The organism is Mesorhizobium sp. CNPSo 4671 (genome assembly GCF_057784245.1).
This window is the reverse complement of record NZ_JBWLUW010000003.1, coordinates 96,320-112,221: the sequence shown is the minus strand read 5'-3', so window position 1 is coordinate 112,221 and position 15,902 is coordinate 96,320. Positions and strand designations below refer to the sequence as shown.

General features: G+C 61.6%; 14 protein-coding genes. 6 read left to right on the top strand and 8 right to left on the bottom strand.

The annotated features are described in order from the left end of the window. Positions 1–6: 6 nt before the first annotated feature. Both AC04SF_RS08705 and AC04SF_RS08700 read right to left on the bottom strand, forming a co-directional pair. Positions 7–1,122, bottom strand: a complete 1,116-nt coding sequence (locus AC04SF_RS08705) for a sensor histidine kinase (protein ID WP_488477447.1) — start codon at positions 1,120–1,122, stop codon at positions 7–9. A 115-nt stretch (positions 1,123–1,237) separates the two neighbouring features. Next, complete coding sequence (locus AC04SF_RS08700; RefSeq protein WP_096447850.1) at positions 1,238–1,471, bottom strand: hypothetical protein; 234 nt, start codon at positions 1,469–1,471, stop codon at positions 1,238–1,240. A gap of 273 nt (positions 1,472–1,744) precedes the next feature. On the opposite strand from AC04SF_RS08700, the gene AC04SF_RS08695 reads away from it, so the two are divergent. Together AC04SF_RS08695 and AC04SF_RS08690 are read left to right on the top strand one after the other, a co-directional pair. After that, the gene (locus AC04SF_RS08695) at positions 1,745–2,047 is read left to right on the top strand and encodes a hypothetical protein (protein ID WP_488477446.1); all 303 of its coding nucleotides are present in this window, start codon (positions 1,745–1,747) and stop codon (positions 2,045–2,047) included. A 247-nt stretch (positions 2,048–2,294) separates the two neighbouring features. Next, on the top strand, positions 2,295–3,299 hold the full coding sequence (locus AC04SF_RS08690; RefSeq protein WP_488477445.1) for an aldo/keto reductase: 1,005 nt from the start codon (positions 2,295–2,297) through the stop codon (positions 3,297–3,299). 158 nt (positions 3,300–3,457) lie between these two features. On the opposite strand, the gene AC04SF_RS08685 is transcribed toward AC04SF_RS08690, so the two are convergent. Then, positions 3,458–3,757, bottom strand: coding sequence for a DUF1236 domain-containing protein (locus tag AC04SF_RS08685; RefSeq protein ID WP_488477444.1), 300 nt, complete (start codon positions 3,755–3,757; stop codon positions 3,458–3,460). A gap of 169 nt (positions 3,758–3,926) precedes the next feature. Here AC04SF_RS08685 and AC04SF_RS08680 point away from each other — a divergent pair, with 169 nt between their 5' ends. Continuing rightward, positions 3,927–4,646, top strand: a complete 720-nt coding sequence (locus tag AC04SF_RS08680; RefSeq protein ID WP_488477443.1) for a DUF1236 domain-containing protein — start codon at positions 3,927–3,929, stop codon at positions 4,644–4,646. A 150-nt stretch (positions 4,647–4,796) separates the two neighbouring features. Here the strand turns inward: AC04SF_RS08680 and AC04SF_RS08675 are convergent, their stop codons facing one another. Together AC04SF_RS08675 and AC04SF_RS08670 are read right to left on the bottom strand one after the other, a co-directional pair. Continuing rightward, a complete protein-coding gene (locus tag AC04SF_RS08675) occupies positions 4,797–5,048 on the bottom strand; it encodes a hypothetical protein (RefSeq protein WP_488477442.1) in 252 nt (83 codons plus the stop codon). 523 nt (positions 5,049–5,571) lie between these two features. Then, positions 5,572–5,973 carry a host attachment family protein gene (locus tag AC04SF_RS08670; RefSeq protein WP_488477441.1) on the bottom strand — a complete coding sequence of 134 codons (402 nt, stop codon included), beginning with the start codon at positions 5,971–5,973 and terminating at the stop codon, positions 5,572–5,574. Between the two features lie 749 nt (positions 5,974–6,722). On the opposite strand from AC04SF_RS08670, the gene AC04SF_RS08665 reads away from it, so the two are divergent. Continuing rightward, on the top strand, positions 6,723–7,559 hold the full coding sequence (locus AC04SF_RS08665; protein ID WP_488477440.1) for a FecR family protein: 837 nt from the start codon (positions 6,723–6,725) through the stop codon (positions 7,557–7,559). A 36-nt stretch (positions 7,560–7,595) separates the two neighbouring features. Here the strand turns inward: AC04SF_RS08665 and AC04SF_RS08660 are convergent, their stop codons facing one another. Further along, positions 7,596–9,800, bottom strand: a complete 2,205-nt coding sequence (locus AC04SF_RS08660; RefSeq protein WP_488477439.1) for a CHASE2 domain-containing protein — start codon at positions 9,798–9,800, stop codon at positions 7,596–7,598. A gap of 306 nt (positions 9,801–10,106) precedes the next feature. Between AC04SF_RS08660 and AC04SF_RS08655 the strand changes: the two genes are divergently transcribed. Beyond that, positions 10,107–10,697: an ankyrin repeat domain-containing protein gene (locus AC04SF_RS08655; RefSeq protein WP_096447870.1), complete on the top strand. Its 591-nt coding sequence runs from the start codon at positions 10,107–10,109 to the stop codon at positions 10,695–10,697. A gap of 12 nt (positions 10,698–10,709) precedes the next feature. Further along, positions 10,710–11,210 carry a YHS domain-containing (seleno)protein gene (locus AC04SF_RS08650; RefSeq protein ID WP_488477438.1) on the top strand — a complete coding sequence of 167 codons (501 nt, stop codon included), beginning with the start codon at positions 10,710–10,712 and terminating at the stop codon, positions 11,208–11,210. A gap of 13 nt (positions 11,211–11,223) precedes the next feature. Here the strand turns inward: AC04SF_RS08650 and AC04SF_RS08645 are convergent, their stop codons facing one another. Next, a complete protein-coding gene (locus AC04SF_RS08645; RefSeq protein ID WP_488477437.1) occupies positions 11,224–13,404 on the bottom strand; it encodes an adenylate/guanylate cyclase domain-containing protein in 2,181 nt (726 codons plus the stop codon). 104 nt (positions 13,405–13,508) lie between these two features. After that, positions 13,509–15,686: a tetratricopeptide repeat protein gene (locus AC04SF_RS08640; protein WP_488477436.1), complete on the bottom strand. Its 2,178-nt coding sequence runs from the start codon at positions 15,684–15,686 to the stop codon at positions 13,509–13,511. Positions 15,687–15,902: the final 216 nt, after the last annotated feature.

Here is a 15,902-nt window from a genome sequence, read left to right as displayed (position 1 = left end):
GGGCATTCAGATGCCAAAACCCGGCGCGGCGTCGGCATCGGCATCGACGCCGGCTTGCGGCACGATAATCGATGCCAGCGGCGCGCTGAGGCGCCAGTGGAGACGGCCGGGCGAGCGCTCCAGTTCGGCTGAACCGCCCAGCGACTGAGGCGCCACCCGCTGCAGGACGACAGTGCCGAACCCCTTGCGTGTGATCTCATCGCCGTTGCTGCCCGGACGAGGCGTGGATGTTTCGGTCCAGAGCATCTGGAATTCACGCCCGCCAGAACCCTGGGCACCTGCACTCCGGGCGCCGGACCCTTGGACGCTGGCACCCTGGGCGCCGGAACCGATCGTCCAGGTGATCTCGACCCGGCCGTCTTCGCTGCCCAATGCGCCATATTTAGACGAGTTCGTGCCGAGTTCATGGAAGGCCATGCCCAGATTCTGCACGGCATTCGACTGCAGCGTCAGGACCGGACCCGAGAGCAGGATCTGCTCCTCGCGGCCGAACGGCTTCAAATGTTCCTGGATCAGGTCGAACAGGCTGGCGCCGGCCCATTCCGAGGTGACAAGCAGGTCGTGCGAGCGTGACAGCGCCATGATGCGGGCGCGGATCAGTTCCTCGAACTCACGCGGGTCGCTGGAGCGCTTGCTCGTTTCCCTGACCATCGACAGGATGACCGCGAACTGGTTCTTGACGCGATGGTTGACCTCCCGCATCAAGAGCCTGATGCGGCGCTCGCTCTCCTTGGCGGCGGAAATGTCGCGGGCGATCTTCGAGGCGCCGACGATCTCGCCATTGGCGTTCTTGATCGGCGAAACCGTCAGCGAGACGGAAATAAGCGCGCCGTCCTTGCGCCTTCGCGTCGTCTCATAGCTCGCCACCCGCTCGCCGGCGCGAACCCTGCGGATGATCTCGGTCTCCTCGCCCTTGAGGTGATCGGGGATGAGCATGAGGATGGACTGGCCCACCGCCTCCTCGGCGCTGTAGCCGAACATGCGTTCGGCTGCCAAGTTCCAGCTGGTGATGATGCTGTTCAGATCCTTGCTGATGATGGCATCGAAAGAGGAATCGACGATCGCCGCGAGCCGCCCGTCGGCGAGCATGTCCAGCCTGTTACTGCCCTTGGTATCGGTCATCGCCGCCCGGAATTCCGCCATCACCATTAGCTAGCGCGCTGGCGGCTCAAGGCAATCGCCCGGGAAAAATTGCTGCGGGCGACGCGCGACGAGGCAGCGCATCACGCCGAACGCCTCATCGGCCGGCCGGCTTCGCGCCTTCAGCGTCAGGCAGCACGCCGAACTCCTGCGACTTGACGCCTTGCTCGGCCGTCAGGAATCCGTCCGAGGAAAGACCGCGCCGCAGCAGTTCCCTGACCGCCGCCGAGCGGCTTGGCATGCGCCTTTCGAAGCGCCAGTTTTCCAGCGCCGCCAATTCGTCTGTGGTGAGCATAATCTGCAGTCGTTCGGGGCGTTCGAGTTCAGCCATGTGCGCGCTCCTCGCTCAGGACTAAAAATATAGTGAGTTAGTATCTAACTCATTCGGCTTATAATTAGGATAGCGCTCATTACGCGTCAAGACCTGCCAGTGAGCGCTCCACGCATCAAACTCATGATGCGTATCGAACGCCTGAAACACATTCCTGTAACTATCCTAACTAACTGATTTTATTTGGATATTATGAAATTTTCACTTGCCATGCCGGCGCGCCGGGCGCATGCTCCAACCTGAACAGAAAACCGTTCCCTTTGGGAGGTTTCGATGCGGTACGATTACTCCACGCGCCTGCGCGATGACGTCAATTCAGCGGCCCAGAGGGCATTCGAGACGGCAGGCATCATCAACATCACGGTGACCGCCGAACAGGTCAGGGTCCGAAATCTGGCCGAAAACGTCGCCCTCGAGGACATTGAGTATCTGGTTCTCCAGGCTGCCCAGCTGCTTGGCGCGGCAATCGAATTCGACGCCTTGAGCAATGGGTTGGCGCTGCCAGGAAATGGCATTGATGCTGAGGAACCTGCGATCAGCGCGCCCACCTTCTCACAGCCGGTCTCGATCCAGTAGTGCCGCTCTGACGCGGCTCCTAACCGCTGCGCCGCTTCCAACACGTGAATAAACGCCGGACCGCTTTCCGGCCGGGGACCGACTCGGTGGCTCGCGCCTCGATCACATTGACCGATCACAGTCGCCCGATCACGGTCGCCCGATCACAGTCGCCCGATCACAGTCGATTGAGACAGCTCCGAACACCTTTGGGAATTGAGCACGCGCTCTATATGGTGACGCAAAACCCGCAACCGGAGCCTCCACCATGACCCTCGCCACACGAAAACTCGGCAGCCAGGGACTGCACGTCTCGGCCATCGGTCTCGGCTGCATGGGCATGAGCCAGTCCTACGGTCCGGCCGACGAGGCTGAATCCATCGCCACGCTGCACCGCGCCATCGAACTGGGCTGCACCTTCCTCGATACCGCCGAGGTCTATGGCCCGCACACCAACGAGGCACTGCTCGGTCGGGCGCTGAAGGGCAAGCGCGACCAGGTGACGATCGCCACCAAATTCGGCTTCCGCATCGAAAACGGCAAGCAGGTCGGCGGCGTCGACAGCCGACCCGAGCACATCAGAGAGGTTGTCGAAGCCTCGCTCCGCCGGCTCGCCACCGACCATATCGACCTGCTCTACCAGCACCGCGTCGACCCTGATGTGCCGATGGAGGATGTCGCCGGTGCCGTCGGCGAACTGGTCGCGCAAGGCAAGGTGCGTTTCTTCGGACTGTCGGAGGCAGGTAGCGCCAACATAAGCCGCGCGCATGCCGTCTTTCCCGTCTCGGCACTGCAGAGCGAATACTCGCTGTGGGAGCGCAACCTGGAGCCCGAGATCATCCCGTTGCTCAAAAAGCTCGGTATCGGCCTTGTGCCCTTCTCACCCCTCGGCCGCGGCTTTCTCACCGGCGACGTCAAGCGTGCCGAGGATTATCCCGAGAGCGACTACCGCCGCAACGACCCGCGCTACCAGGGCGAGAATTACGACGCCAATGTCGAAGCGGCCGCCAAGGTGCGCGACGTCGCGACGGCCCGCGGCGTCAAGCCTGGACAGATCGCGCTGGCCTGGCTGCTTGGGAAGGGCAACGGTTTCGGCGTCGACATCGTGCCGATCCCCGGCACCAAGCGCAGACAGTATCTGGAGGAGAACATCGCCGCCGCCTCCCTGAAACTCGACGCCGCCGAAATGGCCGCGCTCGACGAGGCGCTGGCGCCAGGAAAAATCTCCGGCCCGCGCTATGGCGAACGCGGCATGGCGATGGTCGACCGGTAACGCCGCACTGGGTTCCATTTCCGGCAACTAGCGCCGCTACGCACCGACCCGAAGCGGTCGATCGGCGCCAAGATCATCCAGCTTCATCAGGCGGTCTCGGAATTTGACTGCCAGCAAGAGCCCGCCACCGCGAAGCGGCGGGCTTGGATGACCTTGGATCACTGAATGATCTTGACGATCTTGCGTGTGTGAGGATCAACCACAACAGTTTGGTTGTCGACCACGACGTAGCGGTATTTGACGTTGGGAACTTCATGAAGTTCGACGGTATCGGGCAGAGCCGTGCCGACATTGAGCTCAACCCCTGGAAGCTTGACGGAAGCCAGCGGTTGCTTGTGCACATACTCCTTGATCACCGTTTCCTGCTCAGGCTGGATGACCACATCCTGAGCGGCGGCAGCGCCAACGCCAGCGACAAGCAAAAGTCCTGCCGCGGCAGTGGTAAGATGCATCCTCATGATTGTCTCCTTTCCTTTGCAAGCCCTTTCGCTGGGCGATTGAGAACGCCGTCGGATGTGGGTTGTTCCTTCAAATTTCCGCCTGCCGCTTTTGCCAATTCGCCTGGAACGAAGTTTTTTCGTCGAGGTTTATCCTGCGAAGGGACTGATGCTTTCGAGGAGACCTCCCATGAAGCATATTCTGATCACCAGCATGCTCGCGCTCGGCATCGGATGCGGTGCCGCGGTTGCCCAGACACAGCCGGCTGAAACCCAGTCGGGCGGTGACGCCAATTGCGCGGCCGGCGCGGCTAATTGTCAAAAAGGCTCGAAGATGAAGATGGGCGAGCAGGCCCAGGGCAAGGCAAAGGCCCAGACGGACCAGCAGGCTCAAGGCAAGCCCAAGGCCAGGACCGACGAGCAGGCCCAGGGCAAGGCAGGTGCGACCGATCAGCAGACCCAGGGCAAGGCCAAGGTCCAGACGGACCAACAGGCTCAGGGCAAGGCAGGTGCGACCACCGATCAGCAGGCCCAGGGCAAGGCCAAGGTCCAGACCGACCAGCAGGCCCAGGGCAAGGCCAAGGTCCAGACCGATCAGCAGGCTCAGGGCAAGACCTCAACACAGACTGATCAGGGTTCGACTGCTTCCATCAGCAACGTGACTGTCGAACAGAAAACCCAGATCACCCAGGTCATCAAGGAGACCAGGGTCGAGCCGGTGTCGAATGTCGATTTCGACATTTCGGTCGGCATCGAGGTTCCCCGGCACAAAATCCGGTTGCATCGTCTGCCCGCGCGCATCGTCAAGATCGTGCCGGCCTACGAAAGCTACGAGTATTTCGTATTGGCCGATGGTCGGATCGTCATCGTCGATCCGGACACGTTGAAGATCGTCCTTATCCTGACCTGACCTTGTACCCATCGCACCGCCCGCCACACCCACGTGGCGGGCGTTTCTATGATAGGGCCGATGAGCCGACTGAGCGATGGCCACCTCGCGGCATGGAGGCGGATCAGTGCAGCTATTGGAGTTCCGACCGCATTTGCTGGGGCAAGGCCGCTAGGATTTAGCTGTCAGGACGTCAAAGTGGATTTCAGCACCCGCCTGTTCGTCGAACAACACCGAGCAGCCTCGCGCAAGCGCTACCGTGGAAAGGGCGTTTGCCACGACGTCGTCCGGTGACACGAAATCGCCGGTCAGCACCCTCAACTCTTCGACGCCCTCAGCCATCGAGACAAAATTTCCGACCACTCGATCGTGCCTGCAGCCCTCGACCACGTAAAGCAGATCGACCATTTCGAAGCTGTGCATGTTCAGCCTCCAATAAAAATCGTCCCTTACAGGGTCATGAAACGCATTGGCTGAACATAGTGTTCCGGCGGGCTTGAGTTACCCCTATCGCCGCTCCGGCCGGGCGCCGTTTGGCGACGAGCTTGAGGATCGTTCGACCGCGCGCGCGTCGCGGCATCGGCAATGCCATAAGCCATGGCCTCGAACCCGAAGGTGCCTAGATCCGTTTGAAATCGGCAAGGCCTAGCCGTATCCGCTGCCCCTCTGCAAAGGCTAGAGCAAACGCCTCCAAAATTCCTCGACCATAAGCTGGAGTGCCCATACTGCCTCACCATACGGCTGAGAATTCCCTCCAACGCTGATCCAGACACCCCGATTTTTTGCGATGATTGTGGAGCGTATCTGGGCACCTGGGATGAACTCCAAACCGACTTTGAGAGGCAAGGCGGTCAGAATGGTGTCTTCCGCCTGCACAAGGGCCGTATCCAGCGGGTCGAATAGGACGTGCCCCGACCAGATCGCGAGCGGCTGCATGCAAATCCATCTAGGCGCCCGCAATTGCCGTTTCTACCTCCCGCGCGGAATGACCTGTGAGATCCTTGGCGATTTCGCCTACAAGCACGGCCGATAGTTGCTGGTGATAGTGCTTGCGAAGTTCCCCCAGGGTTCGCGGAGCGGCGATGACAATCAGGTTGGCGATTCGTCCGTCCAGAACTTGTCGGTTGAGCAACCCGGCAGTTCCTGCCGCGAAACTGTCTTCTTCGATCTGACTGTTGTCGGGATTGGCGGAACTGCTCTGATGACGGGCGCCGGACCCCTTGTTCTCATTTGCCACGTCTTCAACCGCCGAGGCCGTCAGCTTCGGATTGGCTTCGTCTCCGGAGTTGCGAAACAGGTTGAGTTTCTCTCCATCAGCTACTGCAACTGCACCTTTGGGAATATTCATTTTAAGTCTCCAAAATTGCGCCAGTCGTTGGCTGATCCAATTCAAAGCCATCTGGCGTCGGCTTCAACGTTTCAACTCGCCATTGGATGCCTTGGATCGGAGCCTTTCGTCGAGGACCATCGAGATCGGAAAACCACATCGCGCCGCTGCGAGATGCCAGAGGCATCAAGGCGCGGCATTGAATGCGGAATGTCGTTCGTTCCCTAGCAGGCGCCGCCTACTGGCCGCTTTCGGCCCTTGAGGGCCAATTTTCATAGCATCCGTTTCAGCATCCCACCTGGAAGCCGCGAGCATGCTCGCAGTGGTCGTTTCTAACGAGCCGCTTCTGTTCCTGACCGATGATCTCAGGGTCGACGAGGCGCCAGGCAAAATCTCCGGCCCCGCTATGGCGAGCGCGGCATGGCGATGGTCGATCGGTAGCGCGCTAGGAGCATGGACGCCAAGGGCATGAACCGGTTTCGAAAAAACATGCCTAGAAAACAGATAGTTATCCTGACCCCGTCGGGGTGGGCGGGCCCTGCCGGTGGCCGAGACGGGCTGGGAACGGACATCCGGAGGCGCTCGACCGAAAGGCCGATTGCGGGCGCCTGAGCGAACGCGATATCCCATTCAAATTGATGTATTCCCCAACGTAAGCATGTGATAATTAAGAATTCACTAATGAAAGCATCGCGGGGGATGCCATGCCGTCCTTTAGATGGGCTGTTATTGTCGCGCTTGCCGCGACGCTCAACAATACGACACCGATGATGGCCGCCGAAACAGTGGGCCAGGCGGTCGTGATCAAGACTGCTGTCACCGGCGCGACCGGACCGCTTGTGGTCAGCGCACCGGTTCATCGGGACGAACGTATCAAGACATCCAATACCGGGCTTGGCCAGTTCGTGTTCCTGGATGGCACCAAGCTGGCGATCGGGTGGGGTTCTTCCGTCGTCATCGACAAGTACGTCTTCAGCGGTGAGAATTCGGTGAAGAACCTTACCGTGCGCGCAGCCAAGGGAACGTTTCGCTGGATAAGCGGAAGCTCGCCTTCGTCCGCCTATCAGATCGTGACGCCTGCAGGCACAATAGGCGTGCGGGGAACAGCATTCGATGTCCACATCGCGCCCAACGGCACAACCGCCGTCGTGCTCCTGAAGGGGGCGGCCCGATTCTGCAACGGCGGCGGATGCAGGGAACTGAAGCGGCGCTGCGATTGTGTGGTCGCGACGCCATCAGGCGCAATGACCGACGTCGTCAAGGTCAATCAATCCGTGCTCACCAGACTCGGCACCGCGCGGGCATTGCCGTTTCTGACCGGCAATCAGCAGCTTTCGGGCGGCTTTGGCGCGACCGGTTGCGGGCTTACGGCCTCCAGTCAACGTGAGGGCACCACGCCGCAGCAGCAGCGAACCTCACCGGCGCCCAATCCGCCCGGCCCACCCAGTCCGGGCACACCCGATCCGCCGAGCCCGCCAAGCCCGCCGAGCCCGCCGGATCCGCCAGGCGACACGGATGACGGCAACAACGGCCATGGAAACGATCCGGGTCATCACGACCCAAGCAATCCCGGAAGAGGCCACGGCAATGGCCATGGCAGGGGATAGCCGCACTTTTGTCTTGGCGCGTCCGGTATTCGACGGTCAGGAATCGGAGCCGAATTGTTGTTCCGCATAGCCGGCATTCGCTTCCACCGTCGCTCCCGCCCGTTTGGCAAGAAAGTCATCCGGTCGGCGCGATATCCGGCCATAGAAGTCCTGCAAGCCCGCCGGCAGGCCCGCGGCCTTGGCTTTGGCCGCCGCGATGATCTTTCGGCTGCGTGGCGAGCGCGAATGCAACGCCTCGACGAGCTTGCCGTGGAGAAGCCGCAACTCCGCAAAATCCGACGACGAGGCAACATTTTCATCGCCGACGACGGCGTTGATTTTCGTCCTCGCGCTCTTTCCCTTGAGCTCCAGCGATCCCGCGTCGAGCACGGCCCAGCCTGCCAGCGATCGTAGCGTGTCGTCGGACGCGAGGATGTCGAAATTCACCGTCTTGCACGCTGTCTCGATACGCGCGGCGACGTTCACCGCATCGCCAACGGCCGAATAGTTGAATCGCGACTCCGCCCCCATGTTGCCGACGCAGGCGACGCCGGTATGGATCCCGATACCGATGCGGACCGTCTGCTCGGCCCCGAAGCCGAATGCATCGCTCTCGTTGAGGCGGGCAATCGTCTCGCGCATGGCCAATGCCGCGCGAACGGCCTTGGCGGGATGATCCGCGACATCGATGGGGGCATTCCAAAAGGCCATGATCGAATCGCCGATGAACTTGTCGAGTGTGCCTTCATTGGCGGTGACATGACGGCTGAGCGCGTCGAGAAGCGTGTTCAGAAACCCCACGACGGCGGTGGGCGGCAGTCTTTCGCTGATCTGGGTGAAGTTTCGCACGTCGACAAACATCACGGTCAGCTCGCGGTCGTCGCCGCCAAGACGAAGTGCGTTGCGCGTGTGCTCGATGCGGTAGAGAAGCGATGGCGACAAATATTGACCGAAGGCCCGCCGGATCGCGCGCCGCTCCCGGTCGGTCACCAGGAAGCGGAAAGAGGTTGTCGCGAAATGCGTGATCGAGCCCATGACGATCGGCGCAAACGGGTCGAACAGCAGTCCAGCGAGCGAAAAGGCAAACCATGATGCGACCAGTGCCAGGCCGGTGATCGCCAGGCCGCAGGCGAGCGCAATCGCGGGGCTTACGAAAATCGTGAGGATCACCAGAAGGCTGCCCAGCGTCGCGATCGACGCTATTTCCAGCCCGTTTGCCCAGTCGGGCCGCGACAGATAGTGGCCGGACAGTATCTGTTCAACCATCTGCGCATGGAGCGAGACGCCCGGCACGTTCTCACCGAGCGCCGTGACACGAATATCCTGCAGCCCGGCGGCGGAAGTGCCGACAAACACGATGCTGCCTTCGATCGCGGCCTTTGTTTCGGGCGAGACGCCGCCGGGTGCGAGCACGTTCTTCGCCGAAACATACCGTTCCGCCTTGTCGGGACTGACATAGAGCCAGAGTTCGCCGGCCGAGGTCACCGGGATAACGAAGTCGCCGATCTTGACGGAGGTCATTATGCCCTGCCGGTCCGGCGCGCCGGCAATGAGGTAGGTGGAGGCGCCCTGCGCTACCCTTATGGCTTCGAGGGCAAGACCGGGATAGAGCTGCTCACCATCCGTCAGAAAGAGTGGGGCTGCCCTCACCACGGCGGTCGATCTGCCCGGATTGAGGCTGATATGTCCGATGCCGGCGGCATTGGCCTCAAGCTGCGGCCGCAGCGGTGTGGCTGCCCTGATATGGGGAGGAGCATCGACCGGGCTCTCGCCTATAAAGGCAATGCCGGCCTTCACTTGCGGCCGATAGTCCCCTTCGTTGGAGATGCCGTAACCCAGGATAACCGGCTTGCCGGCGATCGATTGGGCGAAGATTTCGTCATTGTCGGGCAAGCGATCGAGCAAGGCAGGGTCGACGCCTGGCACGGCGCGGACGACGGTGCGAGGCGACAGACGATCGGGCTCGGCGAAAACGATGTCGAATGCGATGGCTGCCGCACCAAGCTCCGTCAGTTTGTCGACCAGAGCCGCCATGCGATCCCTGGGCCACGGCCACTGCCCGAACTGCCGCAAGGAGGCCTCGTCGATGTCGACCACGCGGACGGGCATCGACTCGAACCTGCGAGGTGCCAGCCTCTGATATTGGTCGAACGTCGCTTCGCGGGCGAGCCGCAACGGTTGCGGGTCGCTCGCCCGGACAATGGTAAGCGCCGCGACCAGCGACAAGCCCAGGATGACGCCGGCCAACTGCGCGCGTGTCATGGCTTCTGCACCAGTTGCTGTGCCGCGTACCCTTCCTGCATGGTCCCGCCCCGGGAAGTGGCCTTTCGAGCCTCGAAGCTAGGCTGCATTGTTCCCAGAGAATTAGCAATCGCTAACCTACAGCCCAACGGAGTGGCGCGGTTCTGGCGCCGCCGATTTGCGTCGCCACGAAGAACTCGATCGGTTCCACATGGTCGACACCGGCGATGTCTAGCGTGCCGAGGCTCATCCCGAGAGCGACTACCGCCGCGGCAGGCACCGCCCTGCCGAACTTGTACGCCATCCTCGCGCGTGATATCGATAGTGATGCGTGGACTGTTGACACTTATCGTGTTGGCGTTTGCCGCGACCAATGCTGCGGCGGGCAATACGCTGTTTGACGCCATAGCTGCCGGCGACAAAGCAGGTGTCGAGCGAGCCCTCGCGAGTGGTGCCGATGTCGACAGCCGGGCACGCGACCAGGCAACCCTCCTCATCGCTGCAGCGCTCGACAACCAGCTGGAAATCGCTGAACTCCTGCTCGGCAAAGGTGCCGACGTCATGGCGCGCAACTCGGGCGGCTTCACCCCACTTCATGCGGCGGCCTTCTCCGGCAGCCTGCCGATCGCCAAGTTGCTGCTGGAAAAAGGCGCGGTACTCGACGATGCCGCCAACAAGGCGGGAGCTACGCCGTTGTTGGTGGCCGGCGAGGAAAACCACCTAGAACTGGCCGAATTCCTGATTGCGAAAGGCGCCGATGTGAACCATCCCGAGGGTCATGGTTACATGCCGACAACGCGCGCATTCTGGAAGGGCAATACGGATATCATACGGCTGTTCAAACGCCACGGTGCTACCTGCCAAACCAAAATCCTTGGCGAGGTGAACGCGGCGAAGTGCGCGGAGATCCACGATTAACGGAGGATGCAGATGAGCACGATGATCAAGTCACGACTGGTTCGGAATTTGGGGGCTGCCCTGGTCGCTGTAGCTGCGGTCGCCGGCGCGGGATCGGCCTGGGCCGACGACTCGGTAAACACCGGCTATTTCGGCGGTGTGGCGATCATGGGCTACGACACGGTCGCTTACTTCACTGACGGCAAGGCCGTGAAGGGCTCCGAAGAATTCACTTATGACTGGCTGGGGACACCTTGGCATTTCGCCAGCAAGAAACACCAGGAAATGTTCATGAGCGAACCGGTCAAATACGCTCCTCAATATGGCGGCTACTGTGCTGGCGAAGTCGTGGGCGGTGGGGTCACGGTCAATGTCGATCCGGAAGCATTCAAGATTATCGACGGCAAACTCTACCTGATCTACGACGTCGGCAATGCGGACGATTTCGCCGCGCATGCGGCTGAAAACATACCGAAAGCCGATGCCAACTGGCCGAAGGTCGCAGCCAATTTGGAACTCGACACGTATCACTGAGACCAGGTTCGTCCTACTGGACGACCGTGAAGTGAAACACCTTGCTTGTATTGGCATAGGAGTAGCCTGTGCCGGCAGTGTCATTGCGTCTGTAGACAGGACCGCAGTCGGGGCGCCCGAACAGGTTCTCGCTCTGCTCGCACAAGAGTTCGCCATCGACGTAGACGGTCTCGGTGACCAGCCGCGTCGTCGTGCGGAAGGCCGCCTTGCCGTCGCTCCCGATCTGAAGGAAGGCTGGTTGCAGGCCGGGTTCGATCTGGCCTTGCAATGTATGGCCAATGACGAGGGACGCGATCTCAGCACCCTTCAACTGGTCGTGCTCGTCCGGGGTAAAGCCATAGCGCCATTGGGGTAGGCCTGCCTGGCGCAGTGCGTTGACGAGGATCGCCAGATCCTGCGGGTTCCGGAAATGTGCATGAGTCATCTGCCACCCAGCCAAAGAGTCCACGTAGCTGGACCCTGCTACGAGGTGGAGCCCAGCTGCGATTTCGGCTTTCGCATCCGGTAGACGGCCGCCGCGGACATACGCCGCAGCGAGCGTAAACCGAAAGTTGCCAACCGTGGGCGCATCGACGCGTGCGCGTTCGAGAGTCTCGATCGCTTTCTCGACATTCCCCTGCAGAAGAAAAACCAGCCCGGCAGCTTCCCGGTTGATGGGTGAAAGGTTGGGGTCGAGCCTGAGCGCTGTCTCGACCGCTGCGGCTGCCTCGGTATAATTGCCGGCGCATAACTGAACATATCCAAGGGCTGCTTGCGCCTCTGCATCGCCCGGACCGATTGAAACAGCCTTCTTGGCAGAGGCAATCGCATCTTCGTAGCGGCGATTCACGACCTGCATGATACCGAGAATTGCATAGGGCGATGAAAGGTCCGGTTCGAGTTCCAAAGCTCGGCTCGCCTTCTCATAGGCTCTCTTTTGTGCTGGCGCGCTCTGGATGATGTCGTTTAAGGCCTCGCGCCAGATATAGACGGTCGTGCGCGCGTCGGCCGCAAAGGCTTCGGCAAAAGCGGAGTCGAGCCCCTCCGCCTTTTCATAGAGCGCAAGCGCCTCCCGCAGCCCGGCCTGCAGGACGCTGCGTGACGCCGTCTCGGCTTGGAGATAGTAATCGTAGGCTTCGAGGTTTTCGGTCGGCGGGCGCGCCATGCGCTCGCTCTCCGCTGCCGAAGCCTGGATACCGAGCGCCTTGGCGATCTCCCCGCTCATCTCTTCCTGGACGGCAAACACGCCGGCCATGCCACGGTCGAACCGGTTGGCCCACAGATTCTCACCCGTTGCCGTATCGACGAGCTGGGCATTGAGGCGGATCTGCTCGCCGGTGCGGCGCACGCTCCCCTCGACGACGTAGCGGACGCCAAGGTCGCGCGCGACGTCCGCCAGCGCTGCAGGCTTGTTCTTGTAGGCGAACACCGAGTTGCGTGCGATGACGTCCAGACCGGAAAGTTTGGTGAGGTCGGTGATCAGATCCTCGGTGATGCCGTCAGCGAAATAATCCTGGCCTGGATCGCCGCCGAGATTTGCAAACGGCAGCACAGCAACCGATGGCCGCGACGACACCGAGAACTTCTGCCACGCAAAAATGCCGGCAAGCACGGCAAATGCCAGAGCCGCGGCGCCTGCCAGGATCATGACGCGCGATCCCGGCCGGTGTGGCGCGGCTGTGACCTTTCCCGATGCTGCGGGATCCAGCAGCAGCCGATAGGCGCGAACCGGATCAGCGATGTTCTTGAGGCGCTGCTCGCCAAGACTGGCAAAGCCGACATCCACCTTGTGCACCGCGTGGTCGAATGCCGTGCCCGAGATGCAAATACCCCCAGGCTCGGCCATAGCCTCGAGGCGCGCGGCGATGTTAACGCCATCGCCGTAGATGTCATTTTCCTCGACGATGACGTCGCCGAGATTGACGCCGATGCGAAACCGGATCAGCCGGGCATCAGCGGTGCCATTGTTGCGATCGGCCATCCGGCGTTGGATCATGGCAGCGCACTGGACGGCATCGACGACGCTGGCGAATTCGACCAGCGCCCCGTCGCCCATGAGCTTGATAATGCGGCCGTGGAATTCCTTGATCGCAGGGTCGACCAGTTCGCGACGGCAACTTTTCAACCGCTCGAGCGTGCCGACCTCGTCCTCGCCCATGAGGCGGCTGTAGCCAACCACATCGGCAGCAAGGATTGCGGTGAGCCGTCGCTCCATACCTGCCTGCGCCCTCCCGGTCGATCACGCGGCTTCGCTGCAGCCTATTCCAGTCCCGCGTCGGACGCGAGCGTAAGCAGCCGCTTTCACCGAGACGCGTGCATCTACTGAATCACCGCGAAGTGGAACACCTTGCTTGAGTTGACGAAGGAATAGCCGCCGCCTTCATCGTCACGGCGCCTATAGACGGGTCCGCAGTCGGGGCGCCCGAACATATTCTCGCTCAGCTCGCACAATAGGTCGCCATCGACACGGACGGTCTCGGTGACCAGCCGCGTGGTGGAGCGGAAGGCTGCCTTGCCGTCCCTCCCGATCTGGAGGAAGGCTTGTTGGAGGCCTGGTTCAAGCTGACCCTGCAGCGTATGGCCCAGCACCAGCGAGGCGATCTCTTCGCCCTTCAAGCGATTGTGCTCGTCGCCGGTGAAGCCGAACGGCCATTCGGGCAAGCCCGCCTGCTGTAACGCGTCGATGATGAGAGCCAAATCCTGCGGGTTACGGTATTGCGCGCCGTTGACCCGGTATGCGGACAATGAATCGAACCCCGGTGTCGACATGGCACCTAGTCCCTCGGCGACCGCCGCCCTCGCGTCCTGCAGGCGGCCGGCGCGGGCATAAGCGGCACCAAGCGTGATCGTGAAATCGCCGACCGACGGCGCATCGTGGCGGGTGCGTTCGAGCGCCTCGATCGCCTTGTCGTTGCTACCTTGAATGAGAAAGACCAGACCGGCAATTTGCCGGTTTATGGGTGAAAGGTTGGGATCGAGCCTGAGTGCAGTCTCGACCGCTGCAGCTGCCTCGGCATGATTGCCGGCGAACAGTTGCACGTACCCTAGAGCTATTTGCGTCTCCGCATCGCCGGGGCCGAGTGCGACGGCTCGCTCGGCCGAAGCGATGGCTTCCTCGTAGCGGCGATCCACGACCTGCATGATGCCAAGAATCGCATAAGGCGACGAAAGGTCCGGGTCGAGTTGCAGCGCACGGCTTGCCTTCTCATAGGCGCGCTTGCGCGCGGGCGCGCTCTGCATGATGTCGTTGAACGATTCGCGCCAGATATAGACTGTCATGCTTGCATCCGCCGCGAAGGCCTCGGCAAACGCGGGGTCGAGCTCCTCCGCCTTGTCGTAGAGCGTGAGTGCCTCCCGCAGCCCGTCGCGCCGGCCGGTCCGTGCCGTCTGCTCGGCCCGAAGGTAGAAGTCGTAGGCTTCGAGGTTTTCGGTCGGTGGGCGCGCCATGCGCTCGCTTTCCACTGCCGAAGGTTGCATTCCAAGCGCCTTGGCGATTTCCCCGCTCATCTCGTCCTGGACGGCAAACACGCCGGCCATGCCACGGTCGAACCGGTTGGCCCACAGATTGTCGCCCGTTGCCGTATCGATGAGCTGAGCATTGAGGCGAATCTGCTCGCCGGTGCGGCGGACGCTCCCCTCGACGACGAAGCGGACGCCAAGGTCGCGCGCAACGTCCGTCAGCGCTGCGGGCTTGTCCTTGTAGGCGAACACCGAGTTGCGTGCGATGACGTCCAGACCGGAAAGCTTGGTGAGGTCGGTGATCAGATCTTCGGTGATGCCGTCAGCGAAATAGTCCTGGCCTGGATCGCCACCGAGGTTTGCAAACGGCAGCACGGCAACCGATGGCCGCGATGGCATCGAGAACTTCTGCCATGCGAAAATGCCGGCAATCGCGGCAATCGCCAGGACGGCGGCGCCTGCCAGGATCATGACGCGCGAGCCCGGCCGGTGGGGCGCGGCGGTGACCTTTCCCGATGCCGCGGGATCGAGCAAGAGCCTATAGGCGCGAACCGGATCGGCGATATTCTTGAGGTGCTGCTCTCCCAGGCTGGCAAAGCCGACGTCCACCTTGTGGACGGCATGATCGAATGCGGTTCCGGAGATGCAGACTCCACCTGGCTCGGCCATGGCCTCGAGGCGAGCGGCGATGTTCACGCCATCTCCGTAGATGTCGTTTTCGTCCACGATGACGTCGCCGAGATTGACGCCGATGCGAAACCGGATCTGTCGGGCATCAGTGGCGCCATTGTTGCGATCGGCCATCCGGCGTTGGATCATGGCGGCACACTGGACAGCATCGACGACGCTGGCGAACTCGACGAGCGCGCCGTCGCCCATGAGCTTGATAATGCGGCCGTGGAATTCCTTGATCGCGGGGTCGACCAGTTCGCGACGACAACCCTTCAATCGTTCGAGCGTGCCTACCTCGTCCTCGCCCATGAGGCGGCTGTAGCCAACCACATCGGCAGCAAGAATCGCGGTAAGCCTTCGCTCCATACTTGCCTGCGCCCTCCCCGGTCGATCAAGCAGCTTCGTTGCAGCCTATTCTAGTCCCGCGTCGGATGCGAGCGGACGCGACCGCTATCGGGAGGATGTCGGGTTACTCAGTATGCGCGATGCGCCGATCCTTCCGTCCGCGAGTTCTGAACGGAATGCTCTTCGACGAGATGTCGCTTAGGTATGACGCGAAACCGGCGCAACCCGATGCCGCGC

Coding starts and splice junctions, on each gene's coding strand:
- AC04SF_RS08705 (WP_488477447.1), bottom strand. CDS start 1,122: ATGACCGATACCAAGGGCAGTAACAGGCTGGACATGCTCGCCGACGGG.
- AC04SF_RS08700 (WP_096447850.1), bottom strand. CDS start 1,471: ATGGCTGAACTCGAACGCCCCGAACGACTGCAGATTATGCTCACCACA.
- AC04SF_RS08695 (WP_488477446.1), top strand. CDS start 1,745: ATGCGGTACGATTACTCCACGCGCCTGCGCGATGACGTCAATTCAGCG.
- AC04SF_RS08690 (WP_488477445.1), top strand. CDS start 2,295: ATGACCCTCGCCACACGAAAACTCGGCAGCCAGGGACTGCACGTCTCG.
- AC04SF_RS08685 (WP_488477444.1), bottom strand. CDS start 3,757: ATGAGGATGCATCTTACCACTGCCGCGGCAGGACTTTTGCTTGTCGCT.
- AC04SF_RS08680 (WP_488477443.1), top strand. CDS start 3,927: ATGAAGCATATTCTGATCACCAGCATGCTCGCGCTCGGCATCGGATGC.
- AC04SF_RS08675 (WP_488477442.1), bottom strand. CDS start 5,048: ATGCACAGCTTCGAAATGGTCGATCTGCTTTACGTGGTCGAGGGCTGC.
- AC04SF_RS08670 (WP_488477441.1), bottom strand. CDS start 5,973: ATGAATATTCCCAAAGGTGCAGTTGCAGTAGCTGATGGAGAGAAACTC.
- AC04SF_RS08665 (WP_488477440.1), top strand. CDS start 6,723: ATGGCCGCCGAAACAGTGGGCCAGGCGGTCGTGATCAAGACTGCTGTC.
- AC04SF_RS08660 (WP_488477439.1), bottom strand. CDS start 9,800: ATGACACGCGCGCAGTTGGCCGGCGTCATCCTGGGCTTGTCGCTGGTC.
- AC04SF_RS08655 (WP_096447870.1), top strand. CDS start 10,107: ATGCGTGGACTGTTGACACTTATCGTGTTGGCGTTTGCCGCGACCAAT.
- AC04SF_RS08650 (WP_488477438.1), top strand. CDS start 10,710: ATGAGCACGATGATCAAGTCACGACTGGTTCGGAATTTGGGGGCTGCC.
- AC04SF_RS08645 (WP_488477437.1), bottom strand. CDS start 13,404: ATGGAGCGACGGCTCACCGCAATCCTTGCTGCCGATGTGGTTGGCTAC.
- AC04SF_RS08640 (WP_488477436.1), bottom strand. CDS start 15,686: ATGGAGCGAAGGCTTACCGCGATTCTTGCTGCCGATGTGGTTGGCTAC.